The sequence below is a fragment of the Actinocorallia longicatena genome (assembly GCF_039534125.1).
In the GTDB taxonomy this organism is placed as follows: Bacteria; Actinomycetota; Actinomycetes; order Streptosporangiales; family Streptosporangiaceae; genus Actinocorallia; species Actinocorallia longicatena.
Genome location: NZ_BAAAUV010000007.1, coordinates 63,432 through 81,027 on the forward strand (window position 1 = coordinate 63,432; position 17,596 = coordinate 81,027).

Genomic DNA, 17,596 nt, shown 5'->3' on the forward strand with positions numbered 1-17,596 from the left:
GGTTCCTGGGGGTGGGGGACTCCGTTGGGTGAACAGTATCGGGATCAGGCGGGTGCGCCCTCCGGGTTCCCGGCCGGCCGGGGGAGGGGGAAGTCGCGGCCGAGGTCGGTGTCGTCGCGGAGTTTGGCGACCGCGCGGGAGACGGTCGACTTGACGGTGCCGACGGTGACGCCCAGCCGCTGGGCGATCTCCGCTTCGGACATGTCCTCGTAGTAGCGGAGCATGACGGCCGTGCGCTGCCGGTCGGGGAGGCGGCCGAGGGCCCTGCTGAGGGAGTCGTTGAGCTCACAGCGGCGGGTGTGGTCGTCGACGGGCTGGTCGGGCAGGTCGCCGGTGGGGTAGATCTCGAGCTTGCGCCGCCGCCACCAGGAGATCTGGGTGTTGACCATGGCACGGCGGACGTAGCCGTCGAGGGCGGCGTGGTCGTGGATGCGGTCCCAGGCCAGGTAGGTCTTGGTGAGGGCGGCCTGGAGGAGGTCCTCGGCGTCGGCGCGGTCCCCGGTGAGCAGCAGGGCGGCGCGCAGGAGGGCGGGACCTCTTCCGGTCACGTACGCGGAGAAGGCCGCATGGGTGGGCTCGCCCACTACTGACCTCCGACCCGAGACCCGCGCTTGAGCGGTACTTTCGCACGAGGTCCGTCATTACGGCTTCATCAAAGCCCCATTTTCGGTTCAACCGGGTGGTGAGAACCTCTACCGGGTGCTGTAAATCCACTCCCGGACAGCAGCAGTTATGGACAAATTGGTCGACAGCAGTCCGGGGGTGGGTAACTGTTGACAAGCACTGTCCAACCGGATGAGTGGAGTGTTGATGCTACGTCGCCGCAGGTTGAGATCGGCGGTGCTGGGCGCGGCCCCGGAGCGGATCCTCTCACCGGGGGAGCCGCCGCTGCGGTCGGTCGAGGGCCGGATCGTCGACGCGAGCCCGCACCTGCTCGTGCTGCGGTACGGCGTGCGTGAGCTGCGGATGCCGATGTCGGAGAAGACGCTGGTCTGGTACGGGGGCCGGGCCGGCCTGGGGGAGCTGCTGCGGGGGCGCGACGTCGTGGTGCGCCCGACGGGCGACGGCCTGGCGGCCGACCGGATCTGGGTGGACATCGTGCGGGTGAGCGGGACGATCATCAGGGCGGAGAAGGACGTCGTCGAGGTCGACCAGGGCCCGCACCGGCCCCGCACCCGGGTGGTGATCCCGCGCCAGAACCAGAGCCAGATCCTGGTGCGTCATCCGCGGATGGAGCCGGGGCAGCTCTTCGACGTGATCGGCCGGTCGTCACGGCACGGGGTCGTCGCGGTCAAGCCGGGGACGGCTCAGCCGGGCGACATCGCGCCGCCTCCCGCGCGTCCGGGCGGCTCCGTGGTGCGGGGGACCGCGACCTGGTTCTCCGGCGCGGGGCGCGGGGCCGCCTATCCGCGCGTCGACCGGTGGGGCGACGCGGGCGGCTGCGCTGACGCCCCGCAGCCGTGCGCTCCGGTCCCCTTCCTGTCGGTGGGGAGCGCGATGAAGGTCCGCAACGACTGCACCCGCCGCTCGGCGGACGTGATCGTGCTGGAATGCGGCTGTGCCGGGGCCCGGTTCTGCGACCGGTGCGTGGAGTGCGGGACCTCGCCGCGGGGCCGGATCATCGAGCTGACACCGGCGAGTTTCGTGGATCTGGGCGGCGATCTCGCGGACGGCTGTTTCAACGTCACGGTGGCGGTGGGTGGGTGATGGACGCGTTCCGCGAGGCTCAGGTTCTCGTGCTGCTCGTGGTCTTCCTGCTGGCGTGCGTGGGGAAGACCGTGTCGCCGGGCAATCGTCACCAGCTCGCCTGGGCGGGCCTGGAGGGCGTGCTGTGCCTGCTCCTGCTGGTGTCGGGGCATCCGGCGGTGCGGCTGGCGACGGCGATGATCCTGGTGGCGGCGACCTGGATGCTGGGCGAGCTGAAGACGCGACGGCCGGAGGAGGGGTGCGGCTGTTTCGGTTCGATCAGCTCGTCCAGGATCGGCCGCCGGACGATCCTGCGCACGGGTCTGCTGGCGGCGGCCGCGGGGGCGGCCATGGGCGTGTCCGCGACGGGGGCCCGGATCTCCCTGGACGTCCTCGGCTGGCGGGGCGTGTTCCTGGTCGTGGAGCTGGGCTTCCTGATGGCGATCTCGCCGGAGCCGGTGGCGTTGCTGAAGCGCACCCGGATCACCTGCGACCGCCGGGACGTTCCGTTGCGGGCCACCATGGACGTCCTGCGCGGAAGCGACGCGTGGAAGACCTGGGAGGACCACGTGCCGGGAGAGCCGATCGAGGTGTGGCGGGAGCTGTGCTGGCGGTTCGTGGTGTTCGAGGTGGAGGGCGGCGAGCTGGTGTTCGCCGTCTCCCTCGGCCCGGACCGGGAGGTGCGCGTCACGCTGGTGGAGGAGGTCTCCGATGCCAGTGAGACGGGCCCGAATCCCGCCTATGTTCTCGTATAGCAATCTCTAGGCAAGTCGCTAGACAGCCGTAGAGGCCCCTGAGCAGGGGACTCTAAAGCTCTCTAGTAAAGACGCTAGAGATCCTTAGAAAGGGCGATGCCCGCTTCCGTCCTACTCCGGCTGTGCTCGCAGGAACTTGCCGAAGTGCGGGACGGTGAAGGCGACGATGCCGCGTTCCGCGCTGTAGATCAGGCCCTTCTTGATGAGGCCGTCGCGGGCCGGCGACAGGCTGGACGGCTTGCGTCCCAGCTCGTCGGCCACGGCGGAGGTGGAGACGGGCTCGTCGCCCAGGGCGGCCATGGCGCGCATGTAGTCGCGTTCGGCCGGGGTGGCGCGCTCGTAACGGCTGCCGAAGAAGCCGCCCGCGAGCTCGCTCTCGACCTCGGGCGAGGCGACCTTGATGTCGTGCTCGGTGATCGGGGTCTGCGGTGCCAGATCCCACACGATCTTCGCGTAGGCCTGGACGAAGTAGGGGTAGCCGTCGGCCGCCTCGTAGAGGGCGTCGAGGGCGCCCGGGGTGAAGGTGACGTCCTCACGCTCGGCGGGGGCGAGCAGCGCGTGGTCGGCGGAGTCGCGGTCGAGCCGGTCGATCCTGGCGTACCGGAACAGCCGCTCGGAGTAGGACTTCGACGCGCTGAGCACGGCCGGGAGGTGCGGCAGCCCCGCCCCTACCACGATCAGCGGCCCGCCCGTCTGCGACAGCTCGTGGCAGGCGGCGCACAGGGCGGAGACGTCGTCGGGCTGGACGTCCTGCATCTCGTCGACGAACAGGCCGATCCCGACGCCGAGGTCGGTGGCGACAGAGGCGGCCTCGACGAACAGCTCGAGGAGGTCGATCTCCATGTCGCCGGAGTCGGCCCGGCCGCGGGCGGCGGGCACGTCGATCCCGGGCGACCAGCGGTGCACGGAGGCCTTCTGCCGTCCGGCGCCCTCCTGCCCGGCCTGCGCGAACGCCTTCAGGATGCCGAGGAACTCCTCGATCCGGTCGGGGGCACGGTGCCGGGGGGCGAGCTCGCGGATGGCCGTGTGCAGCGCGGCGGCGACGGGCCGGCGCAGCGACTGCTCAGGCCGCGCCTCGATCTTCCCGGTGCCCCAGAGCCGCTGGATGGCCATCGAGCGGAAGGTGTTGAGCAGCACGGTCTTGCCGACGCCCCGCAGCCCGGTGATGATCATGCTGCGCTCGGGGCGCCCGCGCGCCACACGCTCGAGGACGACCTCGAACTGCTGGAGTTCCCGGTCACGGCCGGCGAGTTCGGGAGGACGCTGCCCGGCTCCGGGCGCGTAGGGATTGCGCACTGGGTCCACGCTCTCGGACTCTATGAGGGCGTATAGCTGCGGTCTTAGATTTCCGTATATACATCTACGGCGTGTCGCCAAAGTGGGCACAATTCACCCCCGTCCACCGGTCGCTCGACCCATCCCCTGGTCATCGAAGATGCGTTCGACTGTTCGAACACACTAGCGCACCGTTCGAGCGGCTGTCTGCCGCGTTACGCAATCTTTTGACGGGTAAACTCCCGCCCATGGGAGAACCCCGCTGGCTCGACGACGCCCAGCAGCAACAGTGGCGTGCGTACCTGCAGGGAAGCACCCAGCTCTGGGACGCTCTCGACCGCCGGCTGAAGTCGTCCTTCGGCCTGACCATGCCCGAGTACGAGATCCTCGCCCGGCTGTCGGCCGCCCCCGACCGCACCCGCCGGATGGCCGAACTCGCCGACGAGGCGCTCCAGTCGCGCAGCCGCCTCTCGCACACCGCGTCCCGGCTCGAGGCCAAGGGCCTGGTCATCCGCGAGCCCTGCCCCGACGACAGGCGCGGCATCAACGCGATCCTCACCGACGACGGCTTCCGGCTCCTGGAGAAGGCCGCCATCGACCACGTCGAGGCCGTCCGGGACTACTTCGTCGATCTGGCCGCCCCCGAGGACCTCGAGGCGATCGGCCGGGTCTTCGCCGCCGTCGCCGCCCGCACGGAGACGGCCTGACCCCGGCCCCGGGGTGCGGAACGGCCCGTCAGCTCAGCCCGGTCAGGAATCCCAGCGACAGCAGCGTCAGGGCCAGCCAGCCGCCGATCATCCCGAAGCCGAAGGCCCGCCACGCGCCGCCCACGACCCAGGCCAGCAGGGAGCCGACGCCGAAGGCCACCACGACGAGCACGACGGCCTGCGGCAGCGCGCTCACATGATGGTCGTGCAGCGGCACCCACATGACGATCAGGTTGACGATCGCGTACGTCACGAACCCGAACGCCGCGAGGATCCGGGTCTGCCACGACGGCACCGGCCCGAAGACCTGCGGCCACGCCGACCCGACGCCCAGCGCCTCCACCCGGGCCGCGCCCCCGCCGGTCTCCATCCCGAACAGTTCGTCCGAGAGTGTCGGCTGCTCATCGGGGGCCGTCATGCGGAATCCTGAGGCGATGGACGCCCGTGCTCACTCGAAACCGGCCCGCCGGACGCTCTGCGTCCTCGTGCTGACGCCTCTTCTGATCGGCGCGACGGCCGGATGTGGCCAGTCCGACCCGGCCCCGAAGCCGTCCTCCCCGGGGGGCGCTTCCTCTGCCGCGAAACCTTCTGAGAACCCGTCGTCACCCTCGTCCACTCCCTCCCCCACGGCCACCGACCTGCCGTTCCGAGCGACCATCGGCCCGGTGAACCGTCAGATGCTGCGATATTCGTGGAAATCCGGCTGTCCCGTGCCGCTGAAGGACCTGCGCGTCATCACGATGCCCTATTGGGGATTCGACAAACAGACCCATGCGGGCGGCAGGCTGGTGGTCAACGCGAAGGTCGCTACCGGCATCGTCAACACCTTCAAACAGATCTACGCCAAGCGCTACCCGATCAGGAAGATGGTTCTGGTCGACGAGTACAAGGGCAGCGACTTCGACTCGATCGAGGCCGACAACACCTCGGCCTTCAACTGCCGCGCCGCCACCGGCTCCTCGAACTGGTCCCGCCACGCCTACGGCATGGCCGTCGACATCAATCCGTGCGAGAACCCCTACGTCGACACGGCCGGAACGATCTACCACAAGCGCTGCGCGAGGTACTACACCAACCGCTCCGGCAAGCTGCCGGGCGTCATCACCGGCGGCGACGAGGTCGTCCGCGCCTTCCGCACCATGAACTGGAAGTGGGGCGGCTACTGGGCCGGCACCAAGGACTACCAGCACTTCAGCGCCTCCCGCTGACGACGGCCTAAGGGATCTTCCAGAGTTCGACGCGCTCGGACTCGGTGGCCACGGCGAGCCTGTCGTCGGCCCAGAAGGCGACCGCGGTGACGGTCGCCGACGCCTTCACGGTGCCGGGCAGCACGGCCATTCCCTCGCTGTTCCACAGCTTCACCGTGTCGCCGTCGGCGCAGGCGAGCATGGTGCCGTCGGGGCTGAACGCGATGGCCTGGATGGTCTTGCCCGTGCCGCTCAGGGTCTTCTGGCGGACCCCGTCCTTCCACAGCATGATCTTGCCGGTGTCGCCGCCGACGGCCAGCCAGCGGCCGTCGGGGCTGAACCGCACGACCGGCAGCACGCCGGGCGACTCCGCCAGCCGCCTCCGCTCCAGGTACACGCCCTCGACTCCGACGCGGGCGACGTCCCCCTGCCTGCTGATCGCGATGGCGAACGGGCCTCCCTCGGTCTTCGCGGGGGTCGTGGTCCGCTTGTGCGTCCGCACGGACCACTCGCTGAGCAGGCTGTTCCCCGCGATGGTCAGCTTGGCCGAGTCGGGCGAGAAGGCCAGGGAGTTCTTCTGGTCGAGCGCGAGCATGAGCTTGGAGGCGTCGAGGTCGGGCAGGTTCCACAGGAACGCCGGGGCGTCGTAACCGCTGGCCGCCAGGTGCTTGCCGTCGGGGCTGAACGCCAGGCCGAAGGTCGCGTACTGCGGCCCCTTGAGCACGGCCAGCCGGTGCTGGGCGTGCGGGTCCCACAGCTGGACCGACTTGCCGTCGGTGCCGACCGCGAGCGTCGCGCCGTCGGGGCTGACCGCGAGGGACCGCACGGAGGAGGCCCCCGTCAGCAGCTTTCCGGCGGCCTCCGGCAGCGCGGGGACGGGCTGCTCGGCCCGCGCCCTGACGGTGTCCGGCGGAGTGTCGCGGCCGGTCCAGAACAGCGCCCCCGCCGACAGGACGGCCAGCGTCACGATCGGCGCGAAGTAGCGGCTGCGGCGGGCCCTGCGGAGCTTCGCGGCCCGCCGCGGCCGGGACGGCAGCGTGACCTGCTCGCGCGGGGTTCCGGACTGGGTGGCGCCCGCCAGCAGCAGCGCGGTGTCGGAGGCGGTGAGCCGCTGGCCGATCTCCTTGATGAGCAGCCCGTCGAGCAGGGGCCCGAGCAGCCCGGCCCGGTGGCACGGCCGGTGCGGCGCGGTCAGGATCGCGTGGAAGACCTGGTTGGCGTTGGTGCCGGGGAAGGGCTGGTGCCCCTCGACGGCGTAGTAGAGGGTCGCGCCGAGCGACCACAGGTCGGAGGGCGCCTCGGCGCGGTCGCCCTTGGCGCGTTCCGGTGAGCAGTAGGCGGGCGCGCCCATCACGAACCCGCTCTGGGTGATCGAGGTGTCGCCCTCGATGGTGGCGATGCCGAAGTCGGTGAGGACCGCCCGCTTCGCTGTGATGATCACGTTGGACGGCTTCACGTCCCGGTGCACGACCCCCGAGGCGTGGGCGGCGCGCAGCACCTCGAGGAGCTGGAGGCCGATCTCGGCGACCTGCTCGACGGGCAGGGGGCCGTCCTCCTTGATGATGTCCTCGAGGGAGCGGCCCTTGAGGTACTCCATGACGATGAAAGGGCAGTCGTCCTCTTCGACGACGTCGTAGACGGTGACCGCGCCGCGGTGGTCGATCCTGGCGGCCGAGCGCGCCTCGCGCAGCGACCGGGTGCGCCGCTCCTTGCGCTGCCCCTCGGCCAGGTAGGCAGGCAGATACAGCTCCTTGACCGCGACTTCCCGGTCGAGGCGTTCGTCATGTGCCCGCCAGACGACGCCGAAGCCTCCCCGCCCGATCTTCTCGATCAGCCGGTACTGACCGGCCACGAGCCGGCCGATCTGAGCTACCACATGTAGAAAGATAACGAGAGCCGGCGCCCCTGCAAAGGGACCTATCGGACAGATGCATAGACGATGACGTTGGATGTGTAATGACCGCGGCTCTGGTCGAACGATCCGCCGCAGGTGATCAGCCGCAACTGGGCGTCCGGGGTGGGGCCGTAGACCGACGCCGTCGGGAAGTGGTCCTTCGGATAGGTGACGACCTGGTCGACCACGAACCGCACCGTGACCCCGGCGTCGTCCTCCACCAGGACCTCCTCGCCCTTCTTCAGCTCCCCGAGCTTCGCGAACACCCCGGGGCCGTCCTTGGAGTCCACATGCCCGGCGATCACCGCGGGGCCGGGGTCCCCCGGCTGGGCTCCGCCGCCGAACCAGCCCGCCTGCATGGCCACTTCCGGCGGCACGACCACTCCGGACGCGTCGGTTCCGAGGCGGATCAGGGAGCCGTCCACGCCGATCGACGGGATCCGCAGCCGCTTCGGATCCGCGTGGTCGGGCACCGCGACGCTCGTCTCGGGGACAGCGACCTGACCGGGCACCGCCGACCAGGTCGTCGAGGGCGCGGCGGATGCGGCCGCGGGCTCCCTGGCCGAGCCGCCGCTGCCGCACCCGGCCAGCGCGAGGACGAGCCCGAGCGCCGGGACGGCGGCACGGCGGAGATGGAAGCCGCATGGTCGCGATGGGGGCGCGGTCACCACCGCGACCATGCGGCGCTCAGGGGGTGTCATGCGGTTCTTCAGCCGGTGGTGCGGCGCCCGCGCACGACGAAGGCGGCGAGGGCGGCCGCGGGGAGCAGCAGCCAGAGCGGGGAGGGAGTCCGCGAGGGGCGCTCGGCGAGCCCGCCCATCCCGGTGTCGATCGCCCCGTTCGGGACGACCTTCCCGCCGGTCGTGTCGAGGATCGGCAGCAGGTCGAGCCCGGACGGCCGGTCCAGCACGACGACCGTGTACAGCGATCCGGCGCTGAGCGGCAGTTCCTTCGAGGCCGAGCCGTGCGCCCCGGTCACCTTCAGGACGCTCTTGCCGGCCTTGGCCTGCTGGTAGTCGGTGATCCCGGCGAAGGTGAGGCCCTTGAGCCGCAGCCCGGGAGCCTTGACGTCCAGCGTCGGGTTCTTGAGCGACGCGGCGAGCACCCGCACCCCGGCCCTGCCCGAGCCGAGGTCGGCGGCGTCGTCGAGGACCTGGAGCTTGATGCCCTTGTAGGGGCCCATCCCCGCGACGGTGTAGGCGCCGCCGGCCTCGACCTTCACCGAGGTCGACAGGACGGGATCGGAGGAGGCGGCGGCGTCGGCCGGCCGCATCGCGACGGTGTAGGAGCCGGTTCCGAGCTTCTGGTAGGGCGACAGCGCGCCGTATCCGACGTGCTTGAGGACCAGGCGCGGCTTCTTCTTGCCCGCGTCGTAGAGGTAGACGTCGACTGCCGGGGTGTCCGGTGACAGGTGCGCGAGGCGCACATAGCCGTCCTCGGGGGCCGCGTGGGCCGCGGCGGTGGGGGCGATGGAGGCGGCCGCCACGACGGCCACGGCGGCGATCCGGATACGAGGGGTCATGTCACGAACAATTACCTGTCAGAGAGCCACCATGCGACCACAACACCCAAATCCACCCCCGATCGATATCCCGCGTTCGTCAACTCAGGTTGACACCGCCCGGACGTCAACCTATGTTGACATCATGAACGACGGAGTCCAGCTCGCGCAGGACGCGAGCAGCCGCGACCCGGCCATCGGGCTGCGGGCGGTGCGGGCGCTCAGGGAACTGGCCGAACGGCTGGAGACCCTGCAGGTCCGCAACGCACGCGACCTCGGATGGTCGTGGCAGGAGATCGCCACGGTCCTCGGCGTCAGCCGCCAGGCCGTCCACAAGAAGCACAGGGGAGTCGACGAGCAGCGGCCGGGCTGGCTGCCGGGAAGGGGTAAGTGATGTTCGAACGCTTCACGAAGGAGGCCCGGTCGGCGGTCACCGCCGCCCAGCAGATCGCCCGGGGGATGAACCACGGCGGGATCGACACGGGCCATCTCCTGCTCGCCCTCTACGCCGAGCCCGCCGGTGCCGCCCACCGGTCCCTGGCCGCGCTCGACCTCGATCCGGCCGACCTGCGCCGCCGGGTCAAGAACACGATCGACGGCCTGGACCCCGAGGCGCTGGCGATGATCGGCATCGATCTCGACCGGGTCAGGGAGGCCACCGAGGCCAGTTTCGGACCCGGCGCGCTCGACGCGTCAGGACCGGTCAAATCCGGTCACATTCCGTTCAAGCCCGAATCGAAGAAGGCCCTCGAACTGTCGCTCCGACAGGCGATCAAGAACAAGGACACCTTCATCTGCGGCGGCCACGTCCTGCTCGGGCTGCTGATGCTGCCCGACTGCACCGCCGCGCGGGTCCTGCGTGAATGCCGGGTGAACACCGAATCGCTCAAGGTCGAGATCACCCGCGAAATCGCCGCGGACGCCGCCTGACACGCGGCCGAACTGTCCAATTTGCCGCCTTGTCGCCTCTTTCGGCTACGCTCGCGCGCATGACGGACAACGAACCGGATCCCGCGCGCAGCACGCAGCAGTTCCGTGCGTTCCAGCAGCAGCAGAGCCAGCCGGAGCAGGTACCCTCCGGCGGCTTCCCGACCGGCCTGGTCATCGGCGTCGCGGCGGTGGCCGTGCTGGTGATCATCGCGGTGGCCGCGTTCATGGTGTAGCTGCGGGACCGGAGCCCCGGACGGCGGAGGGTATGGGATTCGAACCCATGGGACCATCGCTGGCCCGGGCGCTTTCAAGGCGCCTGCACTCGTCCACTATGCGAACCCTCCAGGGTGCGGACACCAAGATATAGCGTGTGCCCCATGCATGCGATCTCGATTACCGAGCCCGGCGGGCCACAGTCCCTGGTTTGGGGTGAAGTGCCCGATCCCACCGCAGGTCAGGGCGAGGTTCTGGTCCGGGTGACGGCGAGCGCGGTCAATCGCGCCGACATCATGCAGCGGATGGGCTTCTACCCGCCGCCCGAGGGCGCCCCCGAGTACCCCGGCCTCGAGATCGCCGGGACGATCATCGCCCTCGGCCCCGAGGTCACCGGCTGGAACGTCGGCGACGAGGTCTGCGCGCTGCTGGGCGGCGGCGGATACGCCGAGCAGGTCGCCGTGCACCACAGCCTCCTGCTGCCCGTCCCTAAGGGCGTGGAGCTCCGGGACGCCGCCGCGCTCCCCGAGGTCGCCTGCACCGTCTGGTCGAACGTCTTCATGCTCGCCGGGCTGAAGAAGGGCGAGCGTTTCCTCGTCCACGGCGGGGGTAGCGGGATCGGGACCATGGCCGTCCAGCTCGCCCACGCGCACGGCGCCCGGGTGGCCTGCACGGTCGGCACGGAGGAGAAGGCGGAGCGGTGCCGGGAGCTCGGCGCCGACGTGCGGATCAACTACCGGACGGAGGACTTCGTCGAGTTCGGCCAGTTCGACGTCATCCTCGACAACATGGGCGCCAAGTATCTGGACCGTAACGTGACGGCCCTCACCAACGGCGGCCGGCTCGTCGTGATCGGCCTCCAGGGCGGCGCCAGGGCGGAGCTGGATCTGGGGAGGCTCCTGATGAAAAGGGCGAGCGTCCACGCAACCTCACTGCGGGCCCGCCCGTTGCAGGAGAGGGCGGCGATCGTCGCCTCGGTGCGCGAGAACGTGTGGCCGCTGATCGAGTCGGGCGAGGTCAGGCCGATCGTCGACCGGGTCCTCCCCATGGAGAAAGCGGCCGAAGCGCACCAGATCATGGAGAACAGCGGACACTTCGGTAAGATCATCTTGGAGAATGGGCATCATGAGTGAGCAGCAGGAACCCCAGGTAGTGATCGTCGGCCCCGGTGAGCTGAACGGGGAGGACGAGAACGAGAAGGGCGTCGTCGACATGGTCGAGCAGCCCGCCAAGGTGATGCGCATCGGCAGCATGATCCGCCAGCTGCTCGACGAGGCCAAGGCCGCCCCTCTGGACGAGGCCGCCCGGATCCGGCTCGCCGAGATCCACACGAAGTCGATCAAGGAGTTGAGCGACGGCCTCTCGCCCGAGCTGGTCGAGGAGCTGGAGCGCCTCGCCCCGTCCTTCAGCACCGAGGCGCCGAGCGAGGCCGAGCTGCGCATCGCCCAGGCCCAGCTCGTCGGCTGGCTGGAGGGGCTGTTCCACGGCATCCAGACCACGCTGGCCGTCCAGCAGATGACCGCCCGCGCGCAGCTCGAGCACATGCGGCGGGCCCTGCCGTCCGGCCTGGTCCAGCAGAACGAGTCCGAGCGCGGCGGCTCGACCGGTCCCTACCTGTAGGACCAGGGCACCGTTCCCGGGGCCGGGCCCGCCGGCGCTACTTCAGCAGGCGCTTGCGGAGCCCGGCCTTCTCCTTGGACGTGACGCGCAGGCCCTTGGCCAGGAAGCGGTCGAACGTCCCGTACCGCTTCTTGATCTCGGCGTACCAGGCGTCCAGGAAGGACCTCTGGACGTACAGCGTCGGCCGGATCAGGATCGGGTCGATGTGCTCGCTCTCGTACCACGTGAGCAGCTTCTTGTTGGAGGCGTCGAGCTCGGCGTTGGAGCGCAGGTAGTCGGCGTAGATCGTCTTCTTCGGCACGCCGAGGGCGGTCAGCACGATCGCCGTCATGACGCCGGTGCGGTCCTTGCCCGACGTGCAGTGGAACAGCAGCGGCTTCTTCGTCGCGGCGATCAGCCGGAAGGTCTTGGCGAACTGGGCCCGCTGCTTCGGGTCGCTCACGAAGCGGCGGTAGCCGTTCTGCATGAAGGTGACACCGGGGTTCAGCGAGATCGTTGTGAGGAGCTCGGCAAGGCTTCCGAACGGAATGCGGGCGGGCACCCGCTTCACCCCTTCGGGAAGCCGATCTGCCCCGTTGGTGTCGCGCTCGGAGGCCGACCGGAAGTCCACCGAGGTCTTGATCCCGAGCTTCTTGAGGGCCTTGATCCCCTCGGGGGTCACCTTGCTCAGGCTGGCCGAGCGGATCACCAGTCCGTAGCGGACCTTCTTCCCCTTGGCAGCGGTGTACCCGCCGATGTCGCGGACGTTGAGCGCGCCTCCGACCTTGATGATCCGGGGCGGCTCGTGGGCTGAGGCGGGCGCTGCGACCAGTCCTGCGAGCAGGACCGGGGGGAGGGTCAGGGCGACGAGTCTCATGAAGAGCCACTCTCACATACCCACCGGTCACTTATGCAACAAAATCAGGCAAACTGGGTGTCGATATGCCGAAACTCATCGCGTCAGACCTCGACGGCACCCTCCTGGGAGCCGACGGGACGGTCTCTCCCCGCACCGCAGCAGCCCTCCGCACCGCCCGCGCGTCCGGCGCCGGGTTCGTGATGGTCACCGGCCGCCCCGCCCGCTGGATCCACCAGATCGCCGACCAGGTCGACCACGCCGGGTACGCGATCTGCGCGAACGGCGCCCTCATCTACGACCTGTCCACCGAGCAGGTGGTCAGCAGCAGCTGCATCCCGCCGCGGACACTCGGCGAGGTCGTCGCCCGGCTCCGCGACGCCTTCCCCGACCTGCGCTTCGCCGTCGAGTACGGTCAGGGATTCGTCTTCGAGGCGCGCTTCAACCTCGGCAGCTGGGACGCCAAGGCGCTCCAGGGACGTCCCGTCGACGACGCCGAGCTGATCGCGACGCCGGCCGTGAAGCTCCTGGCGCTGCACCCCACCGCGGACCCGACCGAGCTCGCCGACCGGGCCGCCAAGGAGGTGGGCGACCTGGTCACGGTCACCCACTCCTCGTTCCGCGCCCTGCTGGAGATCAGCGCCCTCGGCGTCACGAAGGCCACCGCGCTCGCCGGCTACTGCGACGCCCGCGGCCTCACGGCGGCCGACGTCGTCGCGTTCGGCGACATGCCCAACGACCTGCCGATGCTCGCCTGGGCCGGACGCCCCTACGCCATGGCCAACGCCCATCCGGCCGTCCTGGCCGCGGTCGCCGACCACACCGGCGCGAACACCGAGGACGGTGTCGCGCAGGTGCTGGAGCGCCTGTTCCCCGGCTGACCTACTTGACCGGGGTGAGGACCTCTTTGCCGATGAAGCGCTGGAGGGCCTTGGGGACGCGGACGGAGCCGTCGGCCTGCTGGTGGTTCTCCAGGATCGCCACGATCCAGCGGGTGGTGGCCAGGGTTCCGTTGAGGGTGGCGACCGGGGCGGTCCTCCCCTCGCCGTCCTTGAAGCGGATCGACAGCCGCCGCGACTGGAACGTGGTGCAGTTCGAGGTCGAGGTCAGCTCGCGGTAGGCCTCCTGGGTCGGCACCCAGGCCTCGCAGTCGAACTTGCGGGCCGCGCTGGTGCCGAGGTCGCCGGCCGCGGTGTCGATCACCCGGAAGGGGAGCTCGCACTTGGCCAGCATCTCCTTCTCCCAGGCCAGCAGCCGCTGGTGCTCCTCGTGGGCGTCGGCGGGGTCGACGTAGGTGAACATCTCGACCTTGTCGAACTGGTGCACCCGGATGATGCCGCGGGTGTCCTTGCCGTAGGAGCCCGCCTCGCGGCGGAAGCAGCTCGACCAGCCGACGTACCGCTTCGGCACCTCGGCCAGGATCTCGTCCATGTGGTAGCCCGCCAGGCCCACCTCGGACGTGCCGACGAGGTAGAGGTCGTCGGCGGGCAGGTGGTAGACCTCGCTGGAGTGGTTGCCGAGGAACCCGGTGCCCTCCATGGTCTCCGGCTTCACCATCACCGGCACGTACATGGGCGTGAACCCGGCCTCGATCGCCTGCTCCATCGCGAGGTTCAGCAGCGCCATCTGGAGCTGCATACCCACACCGGTCAGGAAGTAGAACCGGCTGCCCGAGATCTTGGCGCCGCGCTCCATGTCGATCGCGCCGAGCAGCTCGCCCAGTTCGAGGTGGTCGCGCGGGGTGAAGTCGAAGACGGGAAGCTCCCCGACGTGCTCCAGGACCACGTAGTCCTGCTCGCCGCCGGCCGGTGCGCCCTCCTCGACCAGGTTCGGAACGGTCTTCAGCAGCTTCTCGAGCTCGGCGCCGAGCTCGGCGGCCCTGGCCTCGAGGTCCTTGACCTGCTGGGCCATCTCCTTGCCCTGGGCGATCAGGGCCTGCTTCTCCTCGCCCTGCGCCCGGGAGACGAGCTTGCCGGAGGCCTTCTGCTCGGCCCGCAGCTGCTCGAACGCGGTCAGCGCGGAACGGCGCTCCTCGTCCAGGCTGAGCAGGGACTCGACGACGGACTCGTCCTCGCCTCTGGCCCGCTGGGAGGCGCGCAGGACGTCCGGGTTCTCGCGTAGGGCTCGCAGGTCGATCACGCGTCCAGGTTATCGTCAGTGACATGCCCGAGGGCGACAGCATTTACCAGGCCGCATCCCGGCTGCAGAGCGTTCTGGGCGGGGAGACGCTGACGCGCGCCGATCTCCGGGTGCCCCGGCACGCCACCGCCGACCTCACCGGACGGAAGATCGTCGAGGTGGTGCCGCGCGGCAAGCACCTGCTCATGCGCATGCCGGATCTCACCCTGCACAGCCATCTCCTCATGGACGGCTCGTGGCGGATCTTCCGTTCCGGCGAGCGGTGGCGCGGTCCCGGCCATCAGATCAGGGCGATCCTCGAGGTGCCGGCCGCGAGCGTGGTGGGCTACCGGATCCACGATCTGCGGCTGGTCCGCCCCGCCGACGAGCGGCTGATCGTCGGGCATCTGGGCCCCGACCTCCTCGGTCCCGACTGGGACGCCGAGCTGGCCGTCCACAACCTGTGGAGGGAGCCGTCCCGGCCGATCGCCGAGGCGCTGCTGGAGCAGCGGAACCTCGCGGGGATCGGCAACGTGTTCAAATCGGAGATCCTCTTCGTCAGCCGGACCAGCCCGTGGGCGCCCGTCCAGCTCTCCGATCTGCCCCAGATCGTGGAGAACTCCTCGAAACTGCTGCTCGCCAACCGCGAGACCCGGGTACGGAACACCACGGGCTCCCTCCGCGATCCGGTGTGGGTCTACGGCCGCGCCGGACGCCCGTGCCTGCGCTGCGGAACCCCGATCAGGTCCGCCGAGCTGGCGGGACGGGTCACCTACTGGTGCCCCGAGTGTCAGCGGTGACGGCCAGCCACTCCGTGCCGCCCGCGTAGCGCAGGCGCCAGGTCCCCGCCCCGCCGGTGAGCGTCTTCTTGAAAGTGCCCTTCACCGTGAAGGTGCCCCTGGACACGAACGTCTTCGAGCCCTTCTTGCGGAAGGAGATCTTCACCCTGCCCTTGAGGGAGGACCAGGAGCCGTTCTCGATGGGCGAGCCCACGTACTGGACGAGCCGCGCGGACACGACGCTCCTGCCGCCCTTGCGGGTGATCTTCACCCGGGAGAAGCCGGTCTTGTACCGGGTGTTCGAGGTGATCTTCCGGCTGGTGGTCCCGTAGGCGGCCGTCCAGGTGCCGTCGTGCGGGAGGACGTGCCGCAGCGCGAAACGGCCCTGGGAGTCGCCGGTCAGCGGCACGTACAGCGAGTCGCCCGGACGGCCCTTCGGCACGTAGGTGAGGCCGACCGGCGCCTTCGCGACGCCCTTGCCGTCCTGGACGACGCGGCCCGTCACCGCGACGAAACCGTCCTTGCCCTGGACGGCCCTGAGGTCGCGGATCTGGGCGGCGGCGGCGTGTGCGGGCCCCGCCACGACGGCCCCGGCGAGCAGGGCCACCGCCGTGAGAAGAACCCGCACGAATGCCTCCTAAGCAATGAAGTGACAGCACTCTATGGCACGGTCACCGGACGTCGACGTAGTCGGCCGAACTCGTCGACCGGTAGTGATCTCCGTCGCCGTGGTAGCGGGCCTGGAACGAACCGTCCCTGACCGCCCTGGTCGTGAAGGTGTAACCGCCCCTGCGGCCCGTCCAGGCCCAGCCGGCGAACTTCCAGGCCTTGCCCTTCGGCTTGAACCAGATCCCGACGCGCACCTGGCGCACCGGCTTCCAGTGGCCGAAGACCAGGTCGGAGAGCGTGCCCTTCACGGTCAGCTTCCGGCCCTTGCGGACCGGCTCGGGCCGGGCGTCGGCCGACAGCCGCGTCCTGGCCTTGGTGTCGATGAAGATCCGGCACTCGACCGGGGGCACGACGGTCGCGTCGCCGGTGAAGCCCGGCAGCACGATCCGCCAGTGGGCGTCGTTCCTGGCGACGGCCTTGAAGGAGAACCGGCCCTTGCGGTCGGTCCTGGTGCGGGCGTAGGCGTCCCAGTGGACGCCGTCGGAGGAGGTGGACAGCTCGACCTTGGCCCGCCGGTTCGGCCGCCTGGTGCCGTCGGGCGAGACCAGCGAGGAGCGTCCCTTGATGGTGAACTTCGAGCCCAGGGTGAGCGTGGCGCTCTTGGTCAGGCCGTGGAGGGTGGCCACCTTGGTCACCGCGGGCTTGATGTCGACCAGGGTCGCCTCGGTCTGGCCGTCGGTGACGGCGTCGTCGACCGCGACCTTCCACTGCGCCTTGACCGTCGCGGGGGCGCTCACCCAGAACCGGCCGTGCTCGTCGGTCCTGGTGTTCTCCGCGGCCTTCCAGGTCTTGCCGTCGGCGGAGCTGAGCAGCGTGACCGCGCCCTGGTAGGGCACGGTCTTCAGGGCGGAGTCCCGGTAGGAGAAGGCTCCCTTGAAGATCACCTGACGGTTCTTCACGATCGGGCTCCGCGGCGGGGTGACCCCGACCGGGACGGCCTGGTACCGCAGGTCGAACTGGCCCGTGGCGGGACCGTCGGTGTACTCCTTCGTGACGGAGTCGTAGTACCTGACCCTGACATAGGAGTGCGGGGCGGCCACCCCGCTGAGGTCGAGATCGCTCTCGTAGAGGCCGTCGGCGCCCGTCTTGGCCGCGGTGGCCCCCTGTGCGGGGACGCACCCGAGGTCGCCGCAGACGCTGAAGGCCAGCGGCAGGTCGGCGATCGGCACGTCGGGGGTCGCCGGATCCGCGTCCGCGGTGACGAAGGAGCCCTTGACGCGCACCTTGTCGCCGACATGGCGGGTGGCGTCGCTGGTCGTGAGCGCCGCCGTCGCCTTGACGACGGGGGCCGGCGGGTCGGCGTGGGCGGGGGTGGACAGGAAGGGCACGGCCGTCAGCACGGCCAGGCCCGAGAGGAGTACGCGTTTCACGTGGGAGCCTCTCGCTCGATCTTTGGACCCCATGTGACGCGCGTCACGACCGATAAG

Annotated in this window: 21 protein-coding genes and 1 tRNA gene; 11 read left to right on the forward strand and 11 right to left on the reverse strand. The window is 70.0% G+C overall.

All coding sequences use genetic code 11. From position 1 onward, the window contains the following. Positions 1-44: 44 nt before the first annotated feature. Positions 45-584, reverse strand: a complete 540-nt coding sequence (locus ABD785_RS15905; protein ID WP_344828711.1) for a SigE family RNA polymerase sigma factor — start codon at positions 582-584, stop codon at positions 45-47. Positions 585-810: 226 nt separating this feature from the next. On the opposite strand from ABD785_RS15905, the gene ABD785_RS15910 reads away from it, so the two are divergent. Continuing rightward, positions 811-1,707: a hypothetical protein gene (locus ABD785_RS15910; protein WP_344829303.1), complete on the forward strand. Its 897-nt coding sequence runs from the start codon at positions 811-813 to the stop codon at positions 1,705-1,707. Further along, the gene (locus ABD785_RS15915; RefSeq protein ID WP_344828714.1) at positions 1,707-2,441 is read left to right on the forward strand and encodes a MauE/DoxX family redox-associated membrane protein; all 735 of its coding nucleotides are present in this window, start codon (positions 1,707-1,709) and stop codon (positions 2,439-2,441) included. Before ABD785_RS15910 ends, ABD785_RS15915 begins: the two co-directional genes overlap by 1 nt. A gap of 111 nt (positions 2,442-2,552) precedes the next feature. Here ABD785_RS15915 and ABD785_RS15920 read toward each other — a convergent pair whose 3' ends face one another. Then, the gene (locus ABD785_RS15920; protein WP_344828717.1) at positions 2,553-3,746 is read right to left on the reverse strand and encodes an ATP-binding protein; all 1,194 of its coding nucleotides are present in this window, start codon (positions 3,744-3,746) and stop codon (positions 2,553-2,555) included. A 218-nt stretch (positions 3,747-3,964) separates the two neighbouring features. Between ABD785_RS15920 and ABD785_RS15925 the strand changes: the two genes are divergently transcribed. Beyond that, a complete protein-coding gene (locus ABD785_RS15925) occupies positions 3,965-4,423 on the forward strand; it encodes a MarR family winged helix-turn-helix transcriptional regulator (RefSeq protein ID WP_344828720.1) in 459 nt (152 codons plus the stop codon). 28 nt (positions 4,424-4,451) lie between these two features. Here the strand turns inward: ABD785_RS15925 and ABD785_RS15930 are convergent, their stop codons facing one another. After that, the gene (locus ABD785_RS15930) at positions 4,452-4,841 is read right to left on the reverse strand and encodes a hypothetical protein (protein WP_344828723.1); all 390 of its coding nucleotides are present in this window, start codon (positions 4,839-4,841) and stop codon (positions 4,452-4,454) included. 292 nt (positions 4,842-5,133) lie between these two features. On the opposite strand from ABD785_RS15930, the gene ABD785_RS15935 reads away from it, so the two are divergent. After that, positions 5,134-5,631: a M15 family metallopeptidase gene (locus ABD785_RS15935; RefSeq protein WP_344828726.1), complete on the forward strand. Its 498-nt coding sequence runs from the start codon at positions 5,134-5,136 to the stop codon at positions 5,629-5,631. 7 nt (positions 5,632-5,638) lie between these two features. On the opposite strand, the gene ABD785_RS15940 is transcribed toward ABD785_RS15935, so the two are convergent. From ABD785_RS15940 to ABD785_RS15950, 3 genes are read right to left on the reverse strand one after another with little or no spacing between them, the layout of a single operon-like run. Next, positions 5,639-7,486 (reverse strand): protein kinase domain-containing protein, encoded by a 1,848-nt coding sequence (locus ABD785_RS15940; RefSeq protein ID WP_344828729.1) that lies wholly within the window; start codon positions 7,484-7,486, stop codon positions 5,639-5,641. Positions 7,487-7,527: 41 nt separating this feature from the next. After that, complete coding sequence (locus ABD785_RS15945; protein WP_344828734.1) at positions 7,528-8,205, reverse strand: class F sortase; 678 nt, start codon at positions 8,203-8,205, stop codon at positions 7,528-7,530. 8 nt (positions 8,206-8,213) lie between these two features. Beyond that, a complete protein-coding gene (locus tag ABD785_RS15950) occupies positions 8,214-9,026 on the reverse strand; it encodes a DUF4397 domain-containing protein (protein ID WP_344828738.1) in 813 nt (270 codons plus the stop codon). Positions 9,027-9,150: 124 nt separating this feature from the next. On the opposite strand from ABD785_RS15950, the gene ABD785_RS15955 reads away from it, so the two are divergent. Genes ABD785_RS15955 through ABD785_RS15965 form a run of 3 tightly spaced genes read left to right on the forward strand, consistent with a single transcriptional unit; the run spans position 9,151 to position 10,168 of the window. Continuing rightward, the gene (locus ABD785_RS15955; RefSeq protein ID WP_344828741.1) at positions 9,151-9,399 is read left to right on the forward strand and encodes a helix-turn-helix domain-containing protein; all 249 of its coding nucleotides are present in this window, start codon (positions 9,151-9,153) and stop codon (positions 9,397-9,399) included. Further along, positions 9,399-9,935, forward strand: coding sequence for a Clp protease N-terminal domain-containing protein (locus tag ABD785_RS15960; protein WP_344828744.1), 537 nt, complete (start codon positions 9,399-9,401; stop codon positions 9,933-9,935). The genes ABD785_RS15955 and ABD785_RS15960 overlap by 1 nt, the downstream gene beginning before the upstream one ends. A 59-nt stretch (positions 9,936-9,994) precedes the next feature. After that, entirely contained in the window at positions 9,995-10,168 is a 174-nt protein-coding gene (locus tag ABD785_RS15965; protein WP_344828747.1) for a hypothetical protein, read from the forward strand. A 24-nt stretch (positions 10,169-10,192) separates the two neighbouring features. On the opposite strand, the gene ABD785_RS15970 is transcribed toward ABD785_RS15965, so the two are convergent. Next, positions 10,193-10,279 (reverse strand) — tRNA-Ser (locus ABD785_RS15970). 33 nt (positions 10,280-10,312) lie between these two features. On the opposite strand from ABD785_RS15970, the gene ABD785_RS15975 reads away from it, so the two are divergent. Beyond that, positions 10,313-11,281, forward strand: coding sequence for an NAD(P)H-quinone oxidoreductase (locus ABD785_RS15975; protein ID WP_344828750.1), 969 nt, complete (start codon positions 10,313-10,315; stop codon positions 11,279-11,281). After that, a complete protein-coding gene (locus ABD785_RS15980) occupies positions 11,265-11,768 on the forward strand; it encodes a bacterial proteasome activator family protein (RefSeq protein WP_425547775.1) in 504 nt (167 codons plus the stop codon). Before ABD785_RS15975 ends, ABD785_RS15980 begins: the two co-directional genes overlap by 17 nt. A 37-nt stretch (positions 11,769-11,805) precedes the next feature. On the opposite strand, the gene ABD785_RS15985 is transcribed toward ABD785_RS15980, so the two are convergent. Further along, positions 11,806-12,624 (reverse strand): tyrosine-protein phosphatase, encoded by an 819-nt coding sequence (locus ABD785_RS15985; RefSeq protein ID WP_344828756.1) that lies wholly within the window; start codon positions 12,622-12,624, stop codon positions 11,806-11,808. 65 nt (positions 12,625-12,689) lie between these two features. Here ABD785_RS15985 and ABD785_RS15990 point away from each other — a divergent pair, with 65 nt between their 5' ends. Further along, positions 12,690-13,484, forward strand: a complete 795-nt coding sequence (locus tag ABD785_RS15990) for a Cof-type HAD-IIB family hydrolase (protein WP_344828758.1) — start codon at positions 12,690-12,692, stop codon at positions 13,482-13,484. Position 13,485: 1 nt separating this feature from the next. Here ABD785_RS15990 and serS read toward each other — a convergent pair whose 3' ends face one another. Continuing rightward, positions 13,486-14,742: a serine--tRNA ligase gene (serS, locus tag ABD785_RS15995; RefSeq protein ID WP_344828760.1), complete on the reverse strand. Its 1,257-nt coding sequence runs from the start codon at positions 14,740-14,742 to the stop codon at positions 13,486-13,488. 23 nt (positions 14,743-14,765) lie between these two features. On the opposite strand from serS, the gene ABD785_RS16000 reads away from it, so the two are divergent. After that, positions 14,766-15,521 (forward strand): DNA-formamidopyrimidine glycosylase family protein, encoded by a 756-nt coding sequence (locus ABD785_RS16000; protein WP_344828763.1) that lies wholly within the window; start codon positions 14,766-14,768, stop codon positions 15,519-15,521. Here the strand turns inward: ABD785_RS16000 and ABD785_RS16005 are convergent. After that, complete coding sequence (locus ABD785_RS16005) at positions 15,490-16,128, reverse strand: hypothetical protein (protein WP_344828766.1); 639 nt, start codon at positions 16,126-16,128, stop codon at positions 15,490-15,492. The genes ABD785_RS16000 and ABD785_RS16005 overlap by 32 nt on opposite strands. A gap of 43 nt (positions 16,129-16,171) precedes the next feature. Continuing rightward, complete coding sequence (locus ABD785_RS16010; RefSeq protein ID WP_344828768.1) at positions 16,172-17,539, reverse strand: hypothetical protein; 1,368 nt, start codon at positions 17,537-17,539, stop codon at positions 16,172-16,174. Positions 17,540-17,596 lie beyond the last annotated feature (57 nt).

Excerpts from the sequence above, each read along its gene's own strand:
- ABD785_RS16000 (WP_344828763.1), top strand. The coding sequence starts at position 14,766 with ATGCCCGAGGGCGACAGCATTTACCAGGCCGCATCCCGGCTGCAGAGC.
- ABD785_RS15980 (WP_425547775.1), top strand. The coding sequence starts at position 11,265 with ATGGGCATCATGAGTGAGCAGCAGGAACCCCAGGTAGTGATCGTCGGC.
- ABD785_RS15960 (WP_344828744.1), top strand. The coding sequence starts at position 9,399 with ATGTTCGAACGCTTCACGAAGGAGGCCCGGTCGGCGGTCACCGCCGCC.
- ABD785_RS15925 (WP_344828720.1), top strand. The coding sequence starts at position 3,965 with ATGGGAGAACCCCGCTGGCTCGACGACGCCCAGCAGCAACAGTGGCGT.
- ABD785_RS15915 (WP_344828714.1), top strand. The coding sequence starts at position 1,707 with ATGGACGCGTTCCGCGAGGCTCAGGTTCTCGTGCTGCTCGTGGTCTTC.
- ABD785_RS15945 (WP_344828734.1), bottom strand. The coding sequence starts at position 8,205 with ATGACACCCCCTGAGCGCCGCATGGTCGCGGTGGTGACCGCGCCCCCA.
- ABD785_RS15985 (WP_344828756.1), bottom strand. The coding sequence starts at position 12,624 with ATGAGACTCGTCGCCCTGACCCTCCCCCCGGTCCTGCTCGCAGGACTG.
- ABD785_RS15975 (WP_344828750.1), top strand. The coding sequence starts at position 10,313 with ATGCATGCGATCTCGATTACCGAGCCCGGCGGGCCACAGTCCCTGGTT.
- ABD785_RS15950 (WP_344828738.1), bottom strand. The coding sequence starts at position 9,026 with ATGACCCCTCGTATCCGGATCGCCGCCGTGGCCGTCGTGGCGGCCGCC.
- ABD785_RS15955 (WP_344828741.1), top strand. The coding sequence starts at position 9,151 with ATGAACGACGGAGTCCAGCTCGCGCAGGACGCGAGCAGCCGCGACCCG.
- ABD785_RS15965 (WP_344828747.1), top strand. The coding sequence starts at position 9,995 with ATGACGGACAACGAACCGGATCCCGCGCGCAGCACGCAGCAGTTCCGT.
- ABD785_RS15930 (WP_344828723.1), bottom strand. The coding sequence starts at position 4,841 with ATGACGGCCCCCGATGAGCAGCCGACACTCTCGGACGAACTGTTCGGG.
- ABD785_RS15990 (WP_344828758.1), top strand. The coding sequence starts at position 12,690 with ATGCCGAAACTCATCGCGTCAGACCTCGACGGCACCCTCCTGGGAGCC.
- ABD785_RS15910 (WP_344829303.1), top strand. The coding sequence starts at position 811 with ATGCTACGTCGCCGCAGGTTGAGATCGGCGGTGCTGGGCGCGGCCCCG.